Raw genomic sequence first — 17,974 nt, 5'->3', positions numbered from 1 at the left:
CTGTTCAGACCGCTCTTTTTTTCTTCTTCAACTAACGGGGCTAGTTAGGCGAAGAAAGTATAGAATAATTAATATTGAAAAAATACGTTCATTTTTTTCGATGAAAAAGATATAAAGATATAGTAGCGGCAAAAAAGTTGACTTTTAATTAAGAAAACCCGGCTGAAGGACGGTAGTCCAACAGTCGGGCATTTTTCTTTACTTATACGTCGAAAGTATAAGTGATTTGGTATTTGAAAATGCCAGTTATCGGTGATCCATCACTATGAATTGTGATTTCTCTAACATTAGCAAAAACGCCTGCTAACGAAGAACCAACTTCAACTGTATTAGTGAAAGCAGGGTCGCCATCACTGAATGTTACTGTTAAATGGATGTCATTATCCCCAGTATTTTCAAGGGAAAAAGCAACTACAGCTGTAATCTCATCATCTACGTGTAAAATTGTGTTCAGACTAGTAGGGGGATTTGAACCTGAAACTGGAGTACAATTTGAGAAAGTTAATGTTTCCTCTTGTGGTCTATCAGGGCAGCTGTGATTGAAGTTTTTACATGTCATATCTATCAACCTCCTTTCATTTTACCTATTACTTATGATATGTCGCTTTAAAAAAGTTGTATGGACAGTGAGGTAATGAAATGAAAGTTAATGATTTAACGAAGTTAGTATTTTATTTAGTTGGTGACTTAGAAGCTATTCAAAGAAGAAAATTATAAGTGATTTTCTTGGTGAACACCTTCCGTGTACAACAATGGTTTATGTATTTCCTTTAGCTGAACCTGCTTTTAAAGTTGAAATTGATGCTTGGGCGTGTAAAGAGGTTGAATAATACTATATACCCCTTAATGAACTAACAGGTGCTTTAGTAGAAGATTGTTGAGCTGTTCAGACCGCTCTTTTTTCTTATTCAACTAAAGGGGTAGGTTAGTTGAACAAGATGGTATTTTTAGCATTTATGTTGTAGTGATTTGAGGCGAGGAGAAATTTTAGGTTTAACATGGAGCGACATTGATTTCAATAAAAAAACTATCCACGTTAATCGGTCGTTAGTTTCTATTCCTGAAGAAGGTTATATGTATACAGCTCCTAAAACGAAGAATGCCATACGGCAAATTCCTTTTCCAGACTTTGTTCTAAATGAATTAAGTATTCAAGAGAAAATTTAAGATGACTGGAAAGAACTAGTGGGGGAAATGTACAAAGATTATGACTTGATGATTTGTACAAATACTGAAACCTTTAAGATTCGCGAAATGTTATTCGTGTAATGAAGCAAATTATAAAAAGAGCAGGCGTATCAGATATTCGATTCCATGATATTAGGCACACACAAGCATCTATTCTTATTTCTGAAGGTGTAGATATTGTAATAATCTCTAGTCGATTGGGTCATGGAAATCCTAAAATTACATTAGATTTTTATGCACATTTATTACCAAATTCCGATGACGGTATTGCAGATATTTTACACAATGCCATTGATAGTAACGATAAATGGTGAGGAATAATCCTGTGGACAAACTGCGGACAAATTAGAAATGTTGAGGTGTGTTGTGGAATTATTGTGAAAAGAATAAGCCCTCAAACATTGATATATCAACGTTTGAGGGCTTATTCAGAAGATGATTCCTACTGGGCTCGAACCAGCGACCTCCACCCTGTCAAGGTGGCGCTCTCCCAGCTGAGCTAAGGAATCGGGAGAAATTCTAATTCGTAAATTTATGTAATAATTACTTAATATCATAAGATGCCAAACAGTAAAAGTCAATCATTGTTTTCATCAATAAAATAGAAGAGGCTAGTTTGGTCAACATAACCTAACTAGCCTCTTTTTAGTGAAATAACCCAGATTTTCTGGATTTAAGTAGCATACGCGATGTAATGACATTTAAACGTTTTTTGAGAATGGCGCCGAATAACAGAACTATTATGAGAACTATGCCAAGTACTATGACATCCACTAATATTTTATTCCAAATGATTCCGCCTATAGCTTCTCGAGCCATTCCTATAGCGTATGTGAAAGGTAAGTATGGGTTAATCACCTGGAAGAACTTCGGTAGTAAAACAACGGGATAAGTACCGCCTGAGCCTGCTAGCTGAAGTACAAGAAGAACGATTGCGAGTGCTTTTCCAACATCTCCGAAAACCGATACTAAAGTGTAGACAATGCTCATAAATACGAGACTGATGAATAGGCAAAATAGGACGAACCATACAGGGTTATGTGCAGACACTTTAAGAATGAAAAGGTCACCCATAGTAATGATAAGTGTTTGGAGTATGCCAATGGTCCAAAATGTGAGTAGTTTTCCGAAGTATATTTGGCGGGTGGTAAAATCTTCTTCATTTTTCGCTCCTACTGAAAGTAGTGAAATTAAAAGTAGGCAACCAACCCAAATGGATAAAACAGTGTAGAAAGGTGTCATACCTGTTCCGTAATTTTTGATTGGGAAGAGGGCATTTTCGTTTAGCTTAATAGGCTGCTCAAAAAATGATTTCTCCGCATTTGGATCGTTGATAAGTAATTGAATGACGCTATTTAAATCCGTTTCTTTTTCGAAGTCCCGGATTTTATTAGCAAGTTCTTTAACCTTGGTATTCACATAAGGATATTGTCCGAGAGCTGTATTGAGGCCAGATTTCGCCTCTGAGATATAGCCATCGGTATTATTAATGATACGCACAACTTCGGGTAATTGAGTTTGGATTATAGTCAGCTTATTCTTTGCAGTAGATAACGTGTTTTGGGCATCATTAATAGCTTTAAAAACAGTTGGTTCAATAGATTGAGTATATTCTTTGATGAAGCTGTCGAGCTCGACAGAAGTGTTTTGTGCAATAGTTTGTATTGAGTTGACTGCATCAGCAACATCTTGTTCTTTACCAGCAAGTACGTCGTTAATATTGCGGGCATTTGTTTGTGCTTCTACTAATAAAGCCTTTAAATTTTTTGTACGTTCAATTGCCGACGTGAGTAGTTGTGATTGGTCTTGAATGTTATTTTCATCGTTGAATTGCTTTAGATCTGCCAATGCTTGTTCAACTTTAGATACTTTATCAATGGCAGACGTAACCTGATTGTCTAACGTTTCTTTTGCATTATTTACCTCAGTAAAATCAATCTTAGTATTTTGTAGTTGTTTTAACAATGTATTTGCATCAGTAGAAATTTTTTGGACAGTTTGTAAATCTTCTTTAATTTTTGGACTCATATCATTAAGGCGACCTTCAGCTTGTGTCAAGAAGGTTAATGTGTTCTCAATTGTATTTAGTCCATCTTCTGTTAGTTTTTTTACTTGTGGAAATTCATTTTGAGCATCGCCAATCATAGTACTTGCAGAATTAGCATCTTTTTGTGCTTTCTTCAATTCTGTATGAATGCCCGGCAAATCTTTTTCTAATGTAAAAACATAATTTTTAAATTTTTCGATATCTGGCAAATTGTTTTGCATTTCTATTCCAATTCGATTGAACATCTCAAAGATTGTACCGTTTACTGTGCCAATAAATTTACTACTCATTTCTTCAGCAAGTACACTTGCACCTTTACTTGTAATCTTTGGAGCAATTGAGTTGATTTTTTCATTTACATAATATTCTATTTCCGCTTTTCGTGGCTTATCTGATACAACTGTAGCGAGCTCTTTAGAGAAATTCTCTGGAATGATGATTACCGCAAAAAAATCACCGTTTCGAACTTTTTCCATTGCTGTTTTACGATTTGTAAATTGCCAGTCCATATCATTATTTTTATGTAACGTAGCAACGAGCTCTTCTCCAGCATCAATATGTTGACTTTGTATCTTTGCACCACCATCTTCATTTACAATGCCGACGGGAATTTGAGAAGTTTTCGCATAAGGATCCCATGAAGCTGCAATGTTCAACCATGCATATAATGAAGGCAAAATAATAAGCCCGCCTAATATTACTGCGGCTACCCAGTTAGAGAAAATACTTTTAATATCCCGCTTATAAATTTCCCATATATTTTTCATGTCCGTCCTCCTATGTTAAAAAGAAAAAGAGTGAGAATAATATCTCTTTATAATTGCATACCCCTTTTGAAAAGGTTCTAGCGATAAATTTGAAAATGTCTATAGGTTTTTGGTTTAAAATAGGGAAATAAGGAGCTGGGAGTTTAGTGTAATAAGATTAAAATGACATGTGATTTTATAAGTAGAGTAGGAGAAGTGTAAAAGAACGATATTTTAAGGCGAGATTCATGGTAATTGTAGGTGGTGGATAGTTGAATATGAGATGAAATTAGTGAAGTAGTGGCAAATAATTTTCTACTATGTGAAGGACATGGCGAGGTAGTAAACGGATATTAATTGAATCTAATGAAAAGAATTAAAATTTGACAAATAGATGTCTATACCAATTACAGTTTGGGTAGGCTATTATTATACATACGTTGTTGTAGTAGCTAGATTGTTATTAAGACCTTTATTTAAATAGTTGTTTAAGAAATATATCTATAAAGTAGGAGCTGTCCTTTTAATTCAGACAGCTCACTTTGCTACACTTCATTCAAGATGGCTGATCATTTTCTTCCGAGGCTGTATCATTATACTGGAAAAATAAAAAAGATTCGTCCTCTAATTCCTCTTGTTTTTGCGGATGTATGCCATGTGCTAATGGCCCTGTGAAAATTGATTCCCACCATGTTTCTGTTTTCAACATGTAACATTCCCCCTTTTAGAAGTCTTCAACATTTGACAGCAACCTTCTTGAAAATGGTACAATTTGAGTTAGATAAGGCTCTTTTTCTTATGAAATTATGTAACACTTTTATTATGGATAAATCACAATGTATTTATGCAAGCTTATGAACAAAATTAGATAAATATTTCGATAAATTGGAGGTTTATTAATGGCTAATTTTAATACCCAAGATGTAGAAACGATGATTTCAGCACAACGGAAATTTTTCTTTTCAGGTGCTACAAAAAGCTTGGCATTCCGTAAAGAACAATTAAAAAAGTTAAAAGTTGCAATTGTCAGTCATGAAAAAGAAATTTTACAAGCACTGCACAAAGATTTAAGAAAAAGTGAATTCGAAGCTTACTCCACTGAAGTAGGGATTGTACTAGATAGTATAAGCTATATGCAAAAGTATTTAGAAGAATGGTTACAGCCAGTATCTGTGCCAACGCCACTGCATTTCCAACCAGGGAAAAGTTTTATCGTTCGAGAACCATATGGGACTGTACTTATTATTGGACCATTTAATTATCCATTCCAGTTAGTAATGGAACCTTTAATCGGGGCAATTATTGGTGGTAATACAGCAATTGTAAAACCTTCTGAAGCATCTGTACATACTGCTGAAATTATAAAAAAAATAATACAAGAAACGTTCCAAGAAAATTATCTGCGTATTGTGGAAGGAGAAAAGGAAGAAACAACTGCTTTGATACATGCTTCGTTTGATTATATTTTCTTTACTGGAAGTGTAGCTGTTGGGAAAATCATTGCGAAAGCAGCAGCAGAACGCTTAACGCCACATACGCTTGAACTAGGTGGGAAAAGTCCTGCAATTGTTGATCAAACAGCGAATTTAGAAGTGGCTGTGAAGCGTATTGCATGGGGGAAATTTACAAATGCTGGTCAAACATGTGTCGCACCGGACTATGTATTAGTGCATGAGTCAGTAAAAGTACCTTTTATTCGTATACTGAAAAAGACTCTTCAAAAATTTTACGGCAAAGATGCGCAAGACAGTCCAGATTATGGCCGTATTATTAATGAGCGTCAATTTGATCGCTTGCAGAGTATAATAGAGCGTGAGCAGAGCCAAGTATTATTTGGTGGTAACTATGATCGTGATGATTTATATATTGAGCCGACTGTTCTACAAAATATTACGTGGAATAGCTCTTCTATGGAAGATGAATTATTTGGGCCGATTTTACCGATTATCGTTTACGATGATTTGCGAGTAGCTATTCAACAAATTAGACAATATCCAAAACCATTAGCGGCATACTTTTTCTCGGAAACAGAGAAAGCGATTCAATATTTCCTCGATGAATTACCGTTTGGTGGTGGTTGTGTGAATGATACAGTAACTCATGTAGCAAGTGTTTATTTACCATTTGGTGGAGTAGGCAATTCAGGCGTTAATGCTTATCATGGTAAGGCAAGCTTTGAATGCTTTACACATCCAAAATCTATTTTGAAAAAGTCAACGAAGCTGGCAAATAATTTATTATTCCCACCGTATAAACAGAAGGTGAAATTAGTAAAAACCATTTTAAGATAAGAGTGGCAAAGAGCGTCTATTAGTCGATTTTACTGACTGATAGGTGTTCTTATCTTTTCTGTAAAGATTGAGATTATTAAAACTCAGCGTGACTGTATTCTGTTTGTTCTATTAGTGGAATTAATTGATAAAAGAAAAAGCATTTCTAAAGGCTTATAACCAATAGAAATGCTGTTTTATGTAAATTAAACGTCAACGCAAGGTAGCTTAATCGTAATACTAGTACCTTTACCGTATTCACTATCAATTGTAATTTGACCTTCGTGTTCTTGAATAATTTTCTCTGTAATCATCATTCCAAGACCAGTACCCTCTGCTTTTGTCGTATAAAAGGGTTTGAAAATATGTTCAACAACTTCTTTTTCCATGCCACCCCCATCGTCAGTAAAACAGATACTACAAAATTGTTTGGCTGTTTTTTCAATAGTAACGCTAATGTTACCTTCTTTTTCAATCGCTTCTACTGCATTTTTTATAATATTAATAAAAACTTGTTTAATTTGGTTGGCGTCACCTTTGATCATCATATTATTGGTGTTCCAATTCTGAATGAGTTCAATGTTTTTTAATTGTAATTCAGGCAAATATAAAGTCAGAATATCTGAGATGATTTTATCGATTTGGAATACTTTTGGTTGCATAGCATGAGGTTTTGAAAGAACTAAAAACTCACTTATAATTAAGTTAATGCGATCAATTTCTTCATCAATTAAATTTATATAAAATGCATATGGTGAATTTTTATCGTTTTTCATCATTTGGACAAAACCAGAAATAACAGTTAGTGGATTTCGTACTTCGTGTGCGACACCTGCAGCTATTTCTCCTATCGCCTTTAACTTTTCCGATTGAATGATTAGTTTTTCAGCTTCTTTTTTATATGAAATATCACGCGTAATAACTGATGTAGCTATAATTTTGCCATTATAATCATAAATAGGAGATAACGTCATTTGTGCATCGAAATAAGTGCCGTCTTTTCTCATATCTTTTGATTCAAGCATATCGAAGCTCCCACCACTCAATAAGTGATTGCATCGTTCTTTTGCTAAGTTTATATACTCTGGAGCTACTAAAGGAACAGCTTTTCCAATACATTCTCTCTTTTTCCATCCATAGAGTTTCTCGAATGCGGGATTAACCGTAATGATTTTATTCTCTAAATCAAAAACAGCTATACTGTCTTTTGCATTTTCAAAAAATAAATTTAAATAAGCTTCCTTTGATAAGAATGCCTTCTCTAAGGAGTCTGAATGATTCTCCATATTTTTCCAAGAATTATTGATATAAACTGTTTGCATAAAACCGATAATAGCGACAGTAAATAAGATTATAGTAAAAAGAGCAATATCTGTATCAGTTATAGAATTACGGAAAATTGTGTAGCGATATTCTATTAGAAAAACAAGCTGAATGATAGTAACGATAAACATCGATAAATTAATCCAAAGTGATTGATATATAGCTAGTAGAAAAAGTAGTAGAATAAGAAATACTAAGAAATAAATATAATTAGTTTGCATTATTAATAATATGATGGAACCATTCAATCCGATAATTAATAATATCTTCATTACATATTCATTTATCTGCAGTGCCGAACAAATAAGTAAAATGGCACAATAAATGCTTGCCGTAAGGGGGAAAGGTACATCATAATTTATCAAATGGATGCTACTAATAATGGCATGAATAATGATCCCAGTTGTAAATAAAAACAGTACAAATTGATTTCTTTTACGTAAAATAGTAGAGTGCTTCATAAAGACACCTCGAATTTGGTTATAATACCATCATACATGATTTAACGTTGTCGTAAAATGTCATATTTTGATATGATGAAAAGAATAAGGGAGGCTTTCAATTTGACAAGCGATTTTAAAGAACGAGAAACGGTTGAATTACTGAAGGAATTAGTGAATATTGCTAGTCCATCTGGCTTTACAGAGGACATTATGAAATATATGTCTAGCCTACTAGAAAAGCTGGGTATATCTTATAAAAAAACAAATAAAGGTGCAATAATTGCAACTATATTAGGTAAAGATGATTCTAGACATCGCCTCTTAACAGCTCACACAGATACTTTAGGTGCTATGGTAAAAGAAGTGAAAGAAAATGGACGTTTGAAATTGTCTATGGTAGGAGGATTCAACTGGAATGCTGTAGAAGGTGAATATTGTACAATTCATACAGCTAAAGGTGATAAAATAAGAGGTACGATTCTAATGCATGAAACGACAGTACATGTTTATCGTGAAGCAGGGAAACTACCTCGTAATGAAGAGCACATCGAAGTTCGCCTCGATGAAAAAGTATTTAGTTCTAGCGAGATTCGCACTAAAGGCATTGAAGTAGGGGATTTCGTATCTTTTGATCCACGTTTTGAATTTACTGAGAGTGGGTTTATAAAATCACGTCATTTAGATGACAAAGCGAGCACAACTTTATTATTAAAATTACTAGAAAAAATAACTACAGAAAAAATTGAATTACCATATACAACGCATTTCTATATTTCTAATAATGAAGAAATAGGTTATGGAGGAAACTCTAACATTCCTCTTCAAACGGTTGAATATATTGCTGTAGATATGGGAGCTATCGGTGATGGACAAGCATCTGATGAATATACTGTTTCTATCTGTGCAAAAGATTCAAGTGGTCCATATCATTACGCATTAACTAGACAGCTTGTAGCACTTGCTAAAGACAATCACATAGATTATAAATTAGATATTTATCCATACTACGGTTCAGATGCTTCAGCTGCGATTAGAGCAGGTGCTGATGTGCGACATGCATTATTTGGACCTGGAATTGAAGCGTCTCATGCTTATGAACGTACACATATCGATTCACTTAGACATACAACAAATTTATTATTAGCATACATCAAATCTCCAATGATTGATGAACAGGAGGCAGAATAATGCAAGCCACCGAATTACTACAATGTTTACCAATAAAAAAAGTAATAGGTCAACTACCAGAGAATATTAAAGATATTGCGATTGATTCTCGTGGTGTACAACCGAAAAGTGTGTTCGTCTGCATTAAAGGTTACACAGTAGATGGTCATGACTATGCACAAAAAGCTGTTGAAAATGGTGCTATTATTATTGTGGCAGACCACAAGTTAGAGCTTGAAGGTGATGTAGCACAAGTAATCGTAAATAATACTAGTCGTGCACTGGGTTTACTTGCAGCGAAGTTCTTCGATTATCCATCTAAAGACATGACAATGTTTGGGGTAACGGGAACAAATGGCAAAACGAGTGTTACATCTATAATTCGAGATATTCTTCATGGGTTAGGTATTAAAACAGCTTTATCTGGTACAATCGGATTTAATCTGAATGGTGTCATGTATGAATCTGCAAACACTACAAGTGACGCCCTTAGTACACAGCAAATGATTTTCCGTGCAGCAGCTGAAGGTTGTCGAGGCATGATTATGGAAGTTTCTTCACACGGACTAGTAGAGGGACGTTTAGCAGGTGTCGATTTTGATGTCGCTATTTTCACAAATCTAACGCATGATCACCTAGATTTCCACGGTACGATGGAGAACTACGGAAATGCGAAAGGTATGCTTTTCTCCCAACTTGGACAAGACCTTGAAAAAGATAAGGATGCTGTCTTAAATGCTGATGATCCATGGTCAGAAAGATATCAAGAATTAACACCATATCCAATATGGACTTACGGTATAAAAAATGACGCCATTTTTAAAGCTGCTAACTGTCAATATCATAATCACATGACTTATTTTGATATGGAAACCCCAGAAGGAACTTTCCCTATTAAAATGCATTTACTTGGAGAATTCAATATTTATAATGTGCTAGCAGCTACTGCCGCTTTATATGCTAGAGGTTATGTCCTTGAAGATATAATTGAACAAGTTGAAGCAATCGAATCTGTAAAAGGTCGTATGCAAGGAATCCCAACAGGTGATTTACCTATCTCAATTTTCGTCGATTACGCACATACTCCAGATGCTATTGAAAAAGCAATTAGTGCAGCAATGCCTTATAAAAAAAATAAAATGATTTTTGTCATTGGTACAGGTGGTAATCGTGATAAATCTAAACGACCTGATATGGCGAAAATGGCTTCACTTTCGGATTATGTGATTTTAACGACAGATGATCCACGATATGAAGAATATGACAGTATTTTAGCGGACCTTGAAAAAGGTATGGCACACAATCACTACGCTTGTATCGGTGATCGTGCAGAAGCGGTGAGAAAAGCTGTAGAAGTGGCTGAAGCAGGGGATATAATTATTTTCGCTGGTAAAGGTCACGAAGATTATCAGATTATTGAGAATACAAAATATCCCCATAGTGACGCAGAGATTGCGCTTGAAGCAGCGCGTGAAAAATTCCAGTCATCAACTAAATAATGCTTACTATAATATAAAAACACTACAAATGTATTTATTTATTACATTTGTAGTGTTTTTTTAATCTTCTCGTAACAAAAAGTAGGTATAATGATATGTTGTTAACTAGTTTTTTATAACGATTAATATAGTAGGTGTTGGATATAAAAGGTTTATGTTTTTATTTTATTTTGGGTATAAATGATTATTGATGGGATGGGGGAGAGAAAGGTGTATAAAAGATAATATCTTATAGCACCGTTGATTATGGATACAAAAATTAAAACAAAAAGTTTATTAGTAGTCGGAATGACTGCAGTGATTGGAACATCAGCCTTGCCTGGAGTTGCAAAGGCAGATTTAAATGCTGATAAAGGACTAATAGTGCAAACAAATACCGAAGTCGAAAAAATTACAAAAAATGATCAGCCATTAGCTCCTGTTATTGAAGAACCTGAAGCGCCTGTAATTGAAAGTTCAGAAGATATAGGCATAACTGAACAAGATGTGGATACATCAAATACCTTAGATAAAACAATTGACAAAGTACATGCTGAACCAAATAATACAAACCAAAATGCTGTTACAAATGAAGTAGAAGGAATCTTACCACCACAAACTGTTGTAAAAACAGTTGTACCATATAGTAGTGGTAATATATCGACATTTATACAAACGATTGCACCGATAGCTCGGACTTTAGCAAAGACAAATGACTTATATGCTTCAGTTATGCTTGCACAAGCTGTTCTTGAGAGCTCATATGGGACAAGTGCTTTAGGTGCAGCGCCAAATTATAATTTATTTGGCATGAAAGGTAATTATCAGGGAGCTTTTGTAGAGATGCTAACGTTAGAAGATGATGGAAAAGGAAATTACTATCAAATTTCGGCTAACTTTAAAAAATATCCATCTCACACCCAGTCGTTGCAAGATTATGTTAATTTAATTAGAAACGGCGTATCCTGGGATGCTTTTCGTTACATGAAAGTATGGAAAAGTAATACGAATTCTTATCAAGATGCGACTCGTGCTTTAACAGGTACATATGCTACTGACACGCTTTATGCTAGTAAACTAAATAACTTAATTTCAACATATAATTTAACAGCTTATGATACTACGACATCTGTAGAAGATTCTTCAAAAGATGAACCAATAGATAACAATGATTCTAATAGCTCACTAGGAAACGAGGTCTTTTATACAGTACAAAAAGGCAACACGCTATCTGCTATAGCAAAAAAATATAGTACAACAGTAGCAAACCTAAAAAAGTGGAATAATTTAAAATCCGATATGATTTATGTAGGACAAAAATTAAAAATTGGCAAAGGTGAAACATTAGAAAATGCAGGTTTAGGAGAGAATACAAACTCAAATAATCAATCTACAACAACAAATAAATATTACACAGTACAAAAAGGTAATACCTTATCTGCCATCGCGATCAAATACAATACAACAGTAGCGAAATTGAAAAGTTGGAATAATTTAAAATCCGATACAATTTATATAGGACAAAAGTTAATAGTAAACAAAAGTGGAAAAGTTGAAAATGTAATTCAAGGGGGAAATACAAACTCAAGTAATCAACTAGCTACAACAAAATATTATACAATACAAAAAGGCAATACTTTATCTGCCATCGCGATCAAATACAATACAACAGTAGCAAAGTTGAAAAGTTGGAATAATTTAAAATCCGACACGATTTATATAGGACAGAAAATAATCGTTAGCAAAAAGGCGAATGCTACTAATGACAAATCAACTAATAGTGACAATACGTCAACAAATAACAAAGCGACCTCCACTAACATGTATTATACAGTGCAAAAGGGTAATACTTTATCTGCCATTAGCAAAGTATACAATGTATCTATCTCGGATATAAAAAATTGGAATAATTTAAAATCTGACACAATATTAATCGGGCAAAAACTAATTATTAAACAAAAAGTAACAAAGGAAAAAGAAAATACACAGTCTACTAATAAAGTCTCTAAATATATAGTTCAATATGGTGATTCATTATCTGTAATTGGAAAAGTATACGGTGTATCAGTAGCAAGTTTAAAAAACTGGAACTATTTAAAATCGGATTTGATTTATGTAGGACAATCACTAATCGTCAAAAAATAACACAATCTAGATAAGAGCATGCTAACTATGTATGCTCTTTTTTGTTATAATAGTAGGGTTAAGAATGTATAACAGGATAAGCGCATGGAGAATGGACTACAATAATAGAAAAAAATAAATTGTACGTCACGCTCACCGAATAGAGTTTGTCAATGAAAAACTTATATTGACAACTGTATTCGGTTCAGTATGGCTTAACATTTTTAGTTTTAAGATGAAACATAATGGATAGAAGGAGACTGGAAAATGAGTTCTAATCTTGAACAAGATATATTATCTCGTCGTACGTTTGCCATCATCTCTCACCCGGATGCTGGTAAAACAACGATAACAGAAAAGCTTTTGTACTTCGGTGGTGCAATTCGCGATGCAGGTACAGTTAAAGCGAAAAAAACAGGTAAATTTGCAACTTCTGACTGGATGGAAATTGAAAAGCAACGTGGAATTTCAGTAACATCTTCAGTTATGCAATTTGATTATGATGGTCGCCGTGTCAACATATTGGATACACCAGGGCACTCGGATTTCTCGGAAGATACGTACCGTACGTTAATGGCAGTAGATAGCGCTGTAATGGTTGTGGATGCAGCAAAAGGTATTGAGGCACAAACGTTAAAACTATTCAAAGTTTGTCGTATGCGCGGTATTCCTATCTTCACATTTATCAATAAATTAGATCGCCAAGGTAAAGAACCACTTGAATTGATGGAAGAACTTGAAGAAGTTCTTGGTATTGAGTCTTATGCTATGAACTGGCCAATTGGTATGGGTAAAGAGTTTTTAGGAATTTATGATCGCTACAACAAACGAATTGAGCAATTCCGCACAGAAGAAGATGAGCGATTCTTACCAATTGATGAAGATGGTGAGTTAGCTGTTGAACATGAAATGAAGAAAACATCTTACTACACACAGGCAATGGAAGACATAATGCTTCTAAATGAAGCTGGTAATGACTTCTCAGCAGAACGTGTAACAAGAGGAGAGTTAACACCTGTATTCTTTGGTTCAGCTTTAACAAACTTCGGTGTACAAACATTCTTAGAAACATATTTGAATTTTGCTCCAACACCACAACCTCGTCTAACAGAAGATGAGCAAATCATCGATCCTTTAGACAAAGATTTCTCAGGTTTTGTATTTAAAATTCAAGCAAATATGAACCCTGCTCACCGTGACCGTATCGCCTTTGTACGTATTGTATCGGGAGAATTTGAACGTGGGATGAACATGACTTTATCACGTACAAATAAATCATTTAAAGTAACACAATCGACTCAGTTCTTAGCTGATGATCGTGAAACAGTTGATAAAGCTGTGGCTGGAGATATTATTGGTCTTTATGATACAGGTAACTATCAAATTGGTGATACCGTTGTTGGCGGTAAAAAAACATTCCAATTCGAAAGACTACCACAATTTACACCTGAATTGTTTATGAAAGTAACGGCGAAAAATGTTATGAAATCAAAACACTTCCATAAGGGTATCTTGCAACTAGTACAAGAAGGTGCTATCCAATACTACAAAACTTTGCATACAGAAGAAGTAATACTTGGAGCAGTTGGTCAACTCCAATTTGAAGTATTCGAACACCGTATGAAAGCAGAATATAACGTAGATGTTCGAATGGAACCAATGGGCTCGAAAATAGCACGCTGGATTCAAAATGAAGCTGACGTTAAAGAATCTATGACAGGTCCTCGTAGCATGCTCGTACACGATCGTTATGAAAATCTTGTCTTCCTATTCGAAAATGAATTCGCAATGCGCTGGTTCCAAGATAAAAACGAAAATATTGATCTTTATAGCTTATTATAATTTTTACATGCAGTCGTCCTACTTAGATAGGACGGCTTTTTTTATGTTTTGTTTGAGAAATAGTAATGATGAAATAGATTTTTCTTCATAGTCTATTTCGCTATAAATTTTAAAAGTTTCACAATTAGATTTAACTCACACTAAACATGTCAATAGTATGTATGATACAAGGCTAATGAAAGTTTAGAAAAATCATTATTTTCAGAAAAGAATTGTAGTTAAAGTAATAATTCAATATGATTAAAAGAATGAGTAAAAAGGAGGGAGCGTAATGAAGATTAGTGATTTTTCCATCAAGAGGCCAGTTTTTACGATAGTTACGATGTTGCTCGTGATTATTCTAGGCGCAGTGTCTTTTTTCAAAATCCCAGTTACTCTAATTCCTGAGTTAAATCCGCCAATTGGTGTTGTCGTTACAAATTATTCAGGAGCTAGTCCAGCTGAAGTAAATGAAAAGGTAACAAAACCTTTAGAAAGTACATTATCAACCCTGCCTGGAATTAAATCGATCCAATCGACTTCTCAAGAGGGTGCAAATTTTATGATGCTTGAATTCAATTGGTCGACAGATATTAATAAAATACAAACGGATGTGTTACAGCGTATAGATCAAACGCCTATCCCGTCTGAAGCTAATCGTCCGCAATTTTTAAAGTTTGATCCAGCTCAATTTCCAGTTATTCAACTGACATTGCAAGCAACTGGTGACAATCAAGATATCCGCATTTTAGCAGAAAAACTAGAGAAAGAAATACTACGAACTGAAGGCGTTGCAAGTGTGAATATTTCAGGGACTCTTATTGAAGAAATGCGTATAACATTAGATAAGGACAGGCTTGCAAACAATGGTTTAACCCAGGCAGATATTGTACAAATAATTCAAGGTAACAATGTTTCACTACCTGGAGATCCGATTGAAACGGGTCAAGGACAGCAACTGACAGTGAGGGTATTAAGTACTTTAAGTTCAGTAAACGATATAAAAACACTTATTGTAAAAACGGACCCTTTAAATGGTGATGAAATAAAATTACAAGACATTGCAAGTGTAAAAGTGGCTGAGCAACCAACTGCAACGATTACTAGGGCAAATGAGCATCCAGCTGTCTTAATGTCTGTCTTACAAGAATCGGGAGCTAATACAGCGGAAGTTTCACAGAATTTCCAAACTTCATTAAATACTTTATTAACCCAAAAGCAGTATGAAGGAGTTAAGGCTGATATTTTATTTGATCAGGGGGATTATGTAAAGTTAGCAATTGATAATATTGGTTCATCGCTCATTTATGGTGGGATTTTTGCTATGTTAGTTCTATTTGTCTTTTTAAGAGGCATTCGTAGCCCTATTATCATAGCTGTTGCAATTCCGTATTCTGTCATTGTGACATTCGTTCTTATGTATTTCGCCAACTTTTCGTTAAATATATTAACACTTGGAGCACTTGCTTTAGGGATAGGCATGCTTGTTGATAACGCGATTGTCGTAATTGAGAATATTGAGCGCCATCTAGGGATGGGGAAATCATCAAAGCAAGCAGCTTCTGAAGGAACGAAAGAAGTAGCTATAGCAATTATTGCATCTACCCTAACGACAGTAGCCGTGTTTGTACCAGTTATTTTTATAACAGGATTAATTGGTCAGATTTTCACTGAATTTGCTTTGACTATTTCTTTCAGTTTATTTGCGTCTTTAGTCGTTGCACTCACAGTTGTGCCGATGATCGCTGGCCATATGTTGAAGATAAAGCCAGGAGATACGGAAGAAAAGCGCAGCAATTCCAAACGATATACTGCATTTAAAAATTCTGTTGAGTGGGCGATAAGACATAGATTCTTAGTGCTTGCTGTAACTCTATTTTTACTTGTACTTTCGATTTTTGGATTAACCCGTACTGGCATGGAGTTTTTGCCATCGACTGATGAAGGGTTCTTTTCAATTTCTGTGAAACTTCAAAATGGCTCCGCGCTTTCGAAAACTGAAGAAGTAGTTCAATTAATAGAGGAGCGATTGAAAAAAGAAAAAGACGTTGCAGTTTACGTTAGCCTCATCGGAGGGAATCAACAAACACAATCGAGGGGGAATTCTAAATCGAATGAAGCGGAACTTTCTGTTAAATTAGTAACACTTGATAAACGGAAGCGCTCTGTATTTGAATTTGTAGATGATCTACAAAAAGATGTGCAACAGGAAGTAGGAAATAGGGCAGATGTTAGTTTTAATATGCAATCGGCATCTGGCTCTGCTCCTAATACATTAACATTTAGAGTATCTGACACAAATCATAAGCGCCTTAATCAGGCAGTGGTGGATATTCAGAAGAAAATAGAGGGAATATCAGATATTACCGAAGTTGAAAATGATCTTAATAATACAGTTGAAGAAATACAAGTAAATGTGAAACAACAGAAGGCCGCACAATTAGGTTTTGTGCCCGCCCAAATTGCACAAACCGTACAACAAATGACAAAAGGCGTCACAGCAACTCAAATTTTGACAAAAGAAGATAATGTACAATCGGTTGTTGTGAACTACGGTGATGCATATAAAAAAAGTATAGAGCAATTAAAAAAGTTGCAATTGCGAAGTGCTACAGGCGACTTTGTTGAATTACAGGATGTAGCAGAAGTGAAAGTAAAAAAAGGGCCAGTATCCATCAGACGTACGGACCAACTGCCATCCGTTGCATTTATTTTAAAGTATAAGTCAACACAAACATTAACTGGAGCAGGAGAAAAAATTGATAAAGTAATTGAAGAGCTCAATCTTCCAGGTAGTACATCGATTAAATTTAGTGGAGATCGTGAATTGTTTGATGAATCAATTAACGATATGCTGTTAGCAATTGTATTAGCAGTGATACTTGTCTACATCGTAATGGCGGCTCAGTTTGAATCGTTTAAGTATCCTTTTGTCATTATGTTCACCGTACCATTAATGATTATTGGTGTGGCACTTGCATTAGTGTTAACGAATACACCGATCGGGGTAACTGCCATTATTGGTATTCTTATTTTAGTAGGAATTGTAGTGAATAATGGTATTGTACTTGTGGATTATATTAATCAGCGAAAAGCTGCTGGAGTACCATCTTATGAAGCCATTATTACTTCTACTAGAGATCGTTTAAGACCAATATTAATGACTGCTTCAACGACTGTTCTAGGATTAATACCTTTAGCCATCGGTTTAGGTGAAGGAACTGAAATGAATCAACCAATGGGGATTGCCGTAATCGGTGGATTAGTAAGTTCTACATTTTTAACTCTTTATATTGTCCCGATTGTTTACAGTTTATTTGATCGTGAAACACGTTTTTTGCATAAAAAGAGAAAAGCATAATAATTA

General features: G+C 34.7%; 10 protein-coding genes, 1 tRNA gene and 2 pseudogenes. 8 read left to right on the top strand and 5 right to left on the bottom strand.

Annotated elements, in window-relative coordinates; all coding sequences use genetic code 11:
- Positions 1-202: 202 nt before the first annotated feature.
- Positions 203-559, bottom strand: coding sequence for a hypothetical protein (locus tag MKY02_RS17690; RefSeq protein ID WP_038183458.1), 357 nt, complete (start codon positions 557-559; stop codon positions 203-205).
- A gap of 80 nt (positions 560-639) precedes the next feature.
- Here MKY02_RS17690 and MKY02_RS17685 point away from each other — a divergent pair.
- Both MKY02_RS17685 and MKY02_RS17680 read left to right on the top strand, forming a co-directional pair.
- Positions 640-830 (top strand): annotated as a pseudogene (locus MKY02_RS17685) (RidA family protein); the annotation flags it as partial.
- A gap of 429 nt (positions 831-1,259) precedes the next feature.
- Positions 1,260-1,502 (top strand): tyrosine-type recombinase/integrase, encoded by a 243-nt coding sequence (locus MKY02_RS17680; RefSeq protein WP_412104687.1) that lies wholly within the window; start codon positions 1,260-1,262, stop codon positions 1,500-1,502.
- A 122-nt stretch (positions 1,503-1,624) separates the two neighbouring features.
- Here the strand turns inward: MKY02_RS17680 and MKY02_RS17675 are convergent.
- The 3 genes from MKY02_RS17675 to MKY02_RS17665 form a co-directional block, all read right to left on the bottom strand.
- Positions 1,625-1,697 (bottom strand) — tRNA-Val (locus MKY02_RS17675).
- 136 nt (positions 1,698-1,833) lie between these two features.
- The gene (locus tag MKY02_RS17670; RefSeq protein WP_210402664.1) at positions 1,834-4,002 is read right to left on the bottom strand and encodes a YhgE/Pip domain-containing protein; all 2,169 of its coding nucleotides are present in this window, start codon (positions 4,000-4,002) and stop codon (positions 1,834-1,836) included.
- Positions 4,003-4,537: 535 nt separating this feature from the next.
- A complete protein-coding gene (locus MKY02_RS17665) occupies positions 4,538-4,690 on the bottom strand; it encodes a hypothetical protein (RefSeq protein ID WP_164491924.1) in 153 nt (50 codons plus the stop codon).
- Between the two features lie 190 nt (positions 4,691-4,880).
- On the opposite strand from MKY02_RS17665, the gene MKY02_RS17660 reads away from it, so the two are divergent.
- Complete coding sequence (locus MKY02_RS17660) at positions 4,881-6,272, top strand: aldehyde dehydrogenase (RefSeq protein WP_076065459.1); 1,392 nt, start codon at positions 4,881-4,883, stop codon at positions 6,270-6,272.
- Positions 6,273-6,457: 185 nt separating this feature from the next.
- On the opposite strand, the gene MKY02_RS17655 is transcribed toward MKY02_RS17660, so the two are convergent.
- The gene (locus tag MKY02_RS17655; protein ID WP_076065458.1) at positions 6,458-8,035 is read right to left on the bottom strand and encodes a two-component system sensor histidine kinase NtrB; all 1,578 of its coding nucleotides are present in this window, start codon (positions 8,033-8,035) and stop codon (positions 6,458-6,460) included.
- 102 nt (positions 8,036-8,137) lie between these two features.
- Here MKY02_RS17655 and MKY02_RS17650 point away from each other — a divergent pair, with 102 nt between their 5' ends.
- From MKY02_RS17650 to MKY02_RS17630, 5 genes and pseudogenes are all read left to right on the top strand, one after another.
- On the top strand, positions 8,138-9,205 hold the full coding sequence (locus tag MKY02_RS17650) for a M42 family metallopeptidase (RefSeq protein WP_038183467.1): 1,068 nt from the start codon (positions 8,138-8,140) through the stop codon (positions 9,203-9,205).
- Complete coding sequence (locus MKY02_RS17645; RefSeq protein WP_038183469.1) at positions 9,205-10,683, top strand: UDP-N-acetylmuramoyl-L-alanyl-D-glutamate--2,6-diaminopimelate ligase; 1,479 nt, start codon at positions 9,205-9,207, stop codon at positions 10,681-10,683. Before MKY02_RS17650 ends, MKY02_RS17645 begins: the two co-directional genes overlap by 1 nt.
- A gap of 246 nt (positions 10,684-10,929) precedes the next feature.
- Positions 10,930-11,871, top strand: a pseudogene (locus MKY02_RS22080) (glucosaminidase domain-containing protein); the annotation flags it as partial.
- 1,182 nt (positions 11,872-13,053) lie between these two features.
- Complete coding sequence (locus tag MKY02_RS17635; RefSeq protein WP_038183472.1) at positions 13,054-14,628, top strand: peptide chain release factor 3; 1,575 nt, start codon at positions 13,054-13,056, stop codon at positions 14,626-14,628.
- Positions 14,629-14,899: 271 nt separating this feature from the next.
- Positions 14,900-17,968, top strand: coding sequence for an efflux RND transporter permease subunit (locus MKY02_RS17630; protein WP_340711575.1), 3,069 nt, complete (start codon positions 14,900-14,902; stop codon positions 17,966-17,968).
- The last annotated feature ends 6 nt before the right edge of the window (positions 17,969-17,974 follow it).

It is taken from the genome of Viridibacillus sp. FSL R5-0888 (assembly GCF_038009105.1).
In the GTDB taxonomy this organism is placed as follows: Bacteria; Bacillota; Bacilli; order Bacillales_A; family Planococcaceae; genus Viridibacillus; species Viridibacillus arenosi.
Note: the sequence above shows the minus strand (reverse complement) of the source record. Positions and strands in the feature narration are given on the sequence as shown.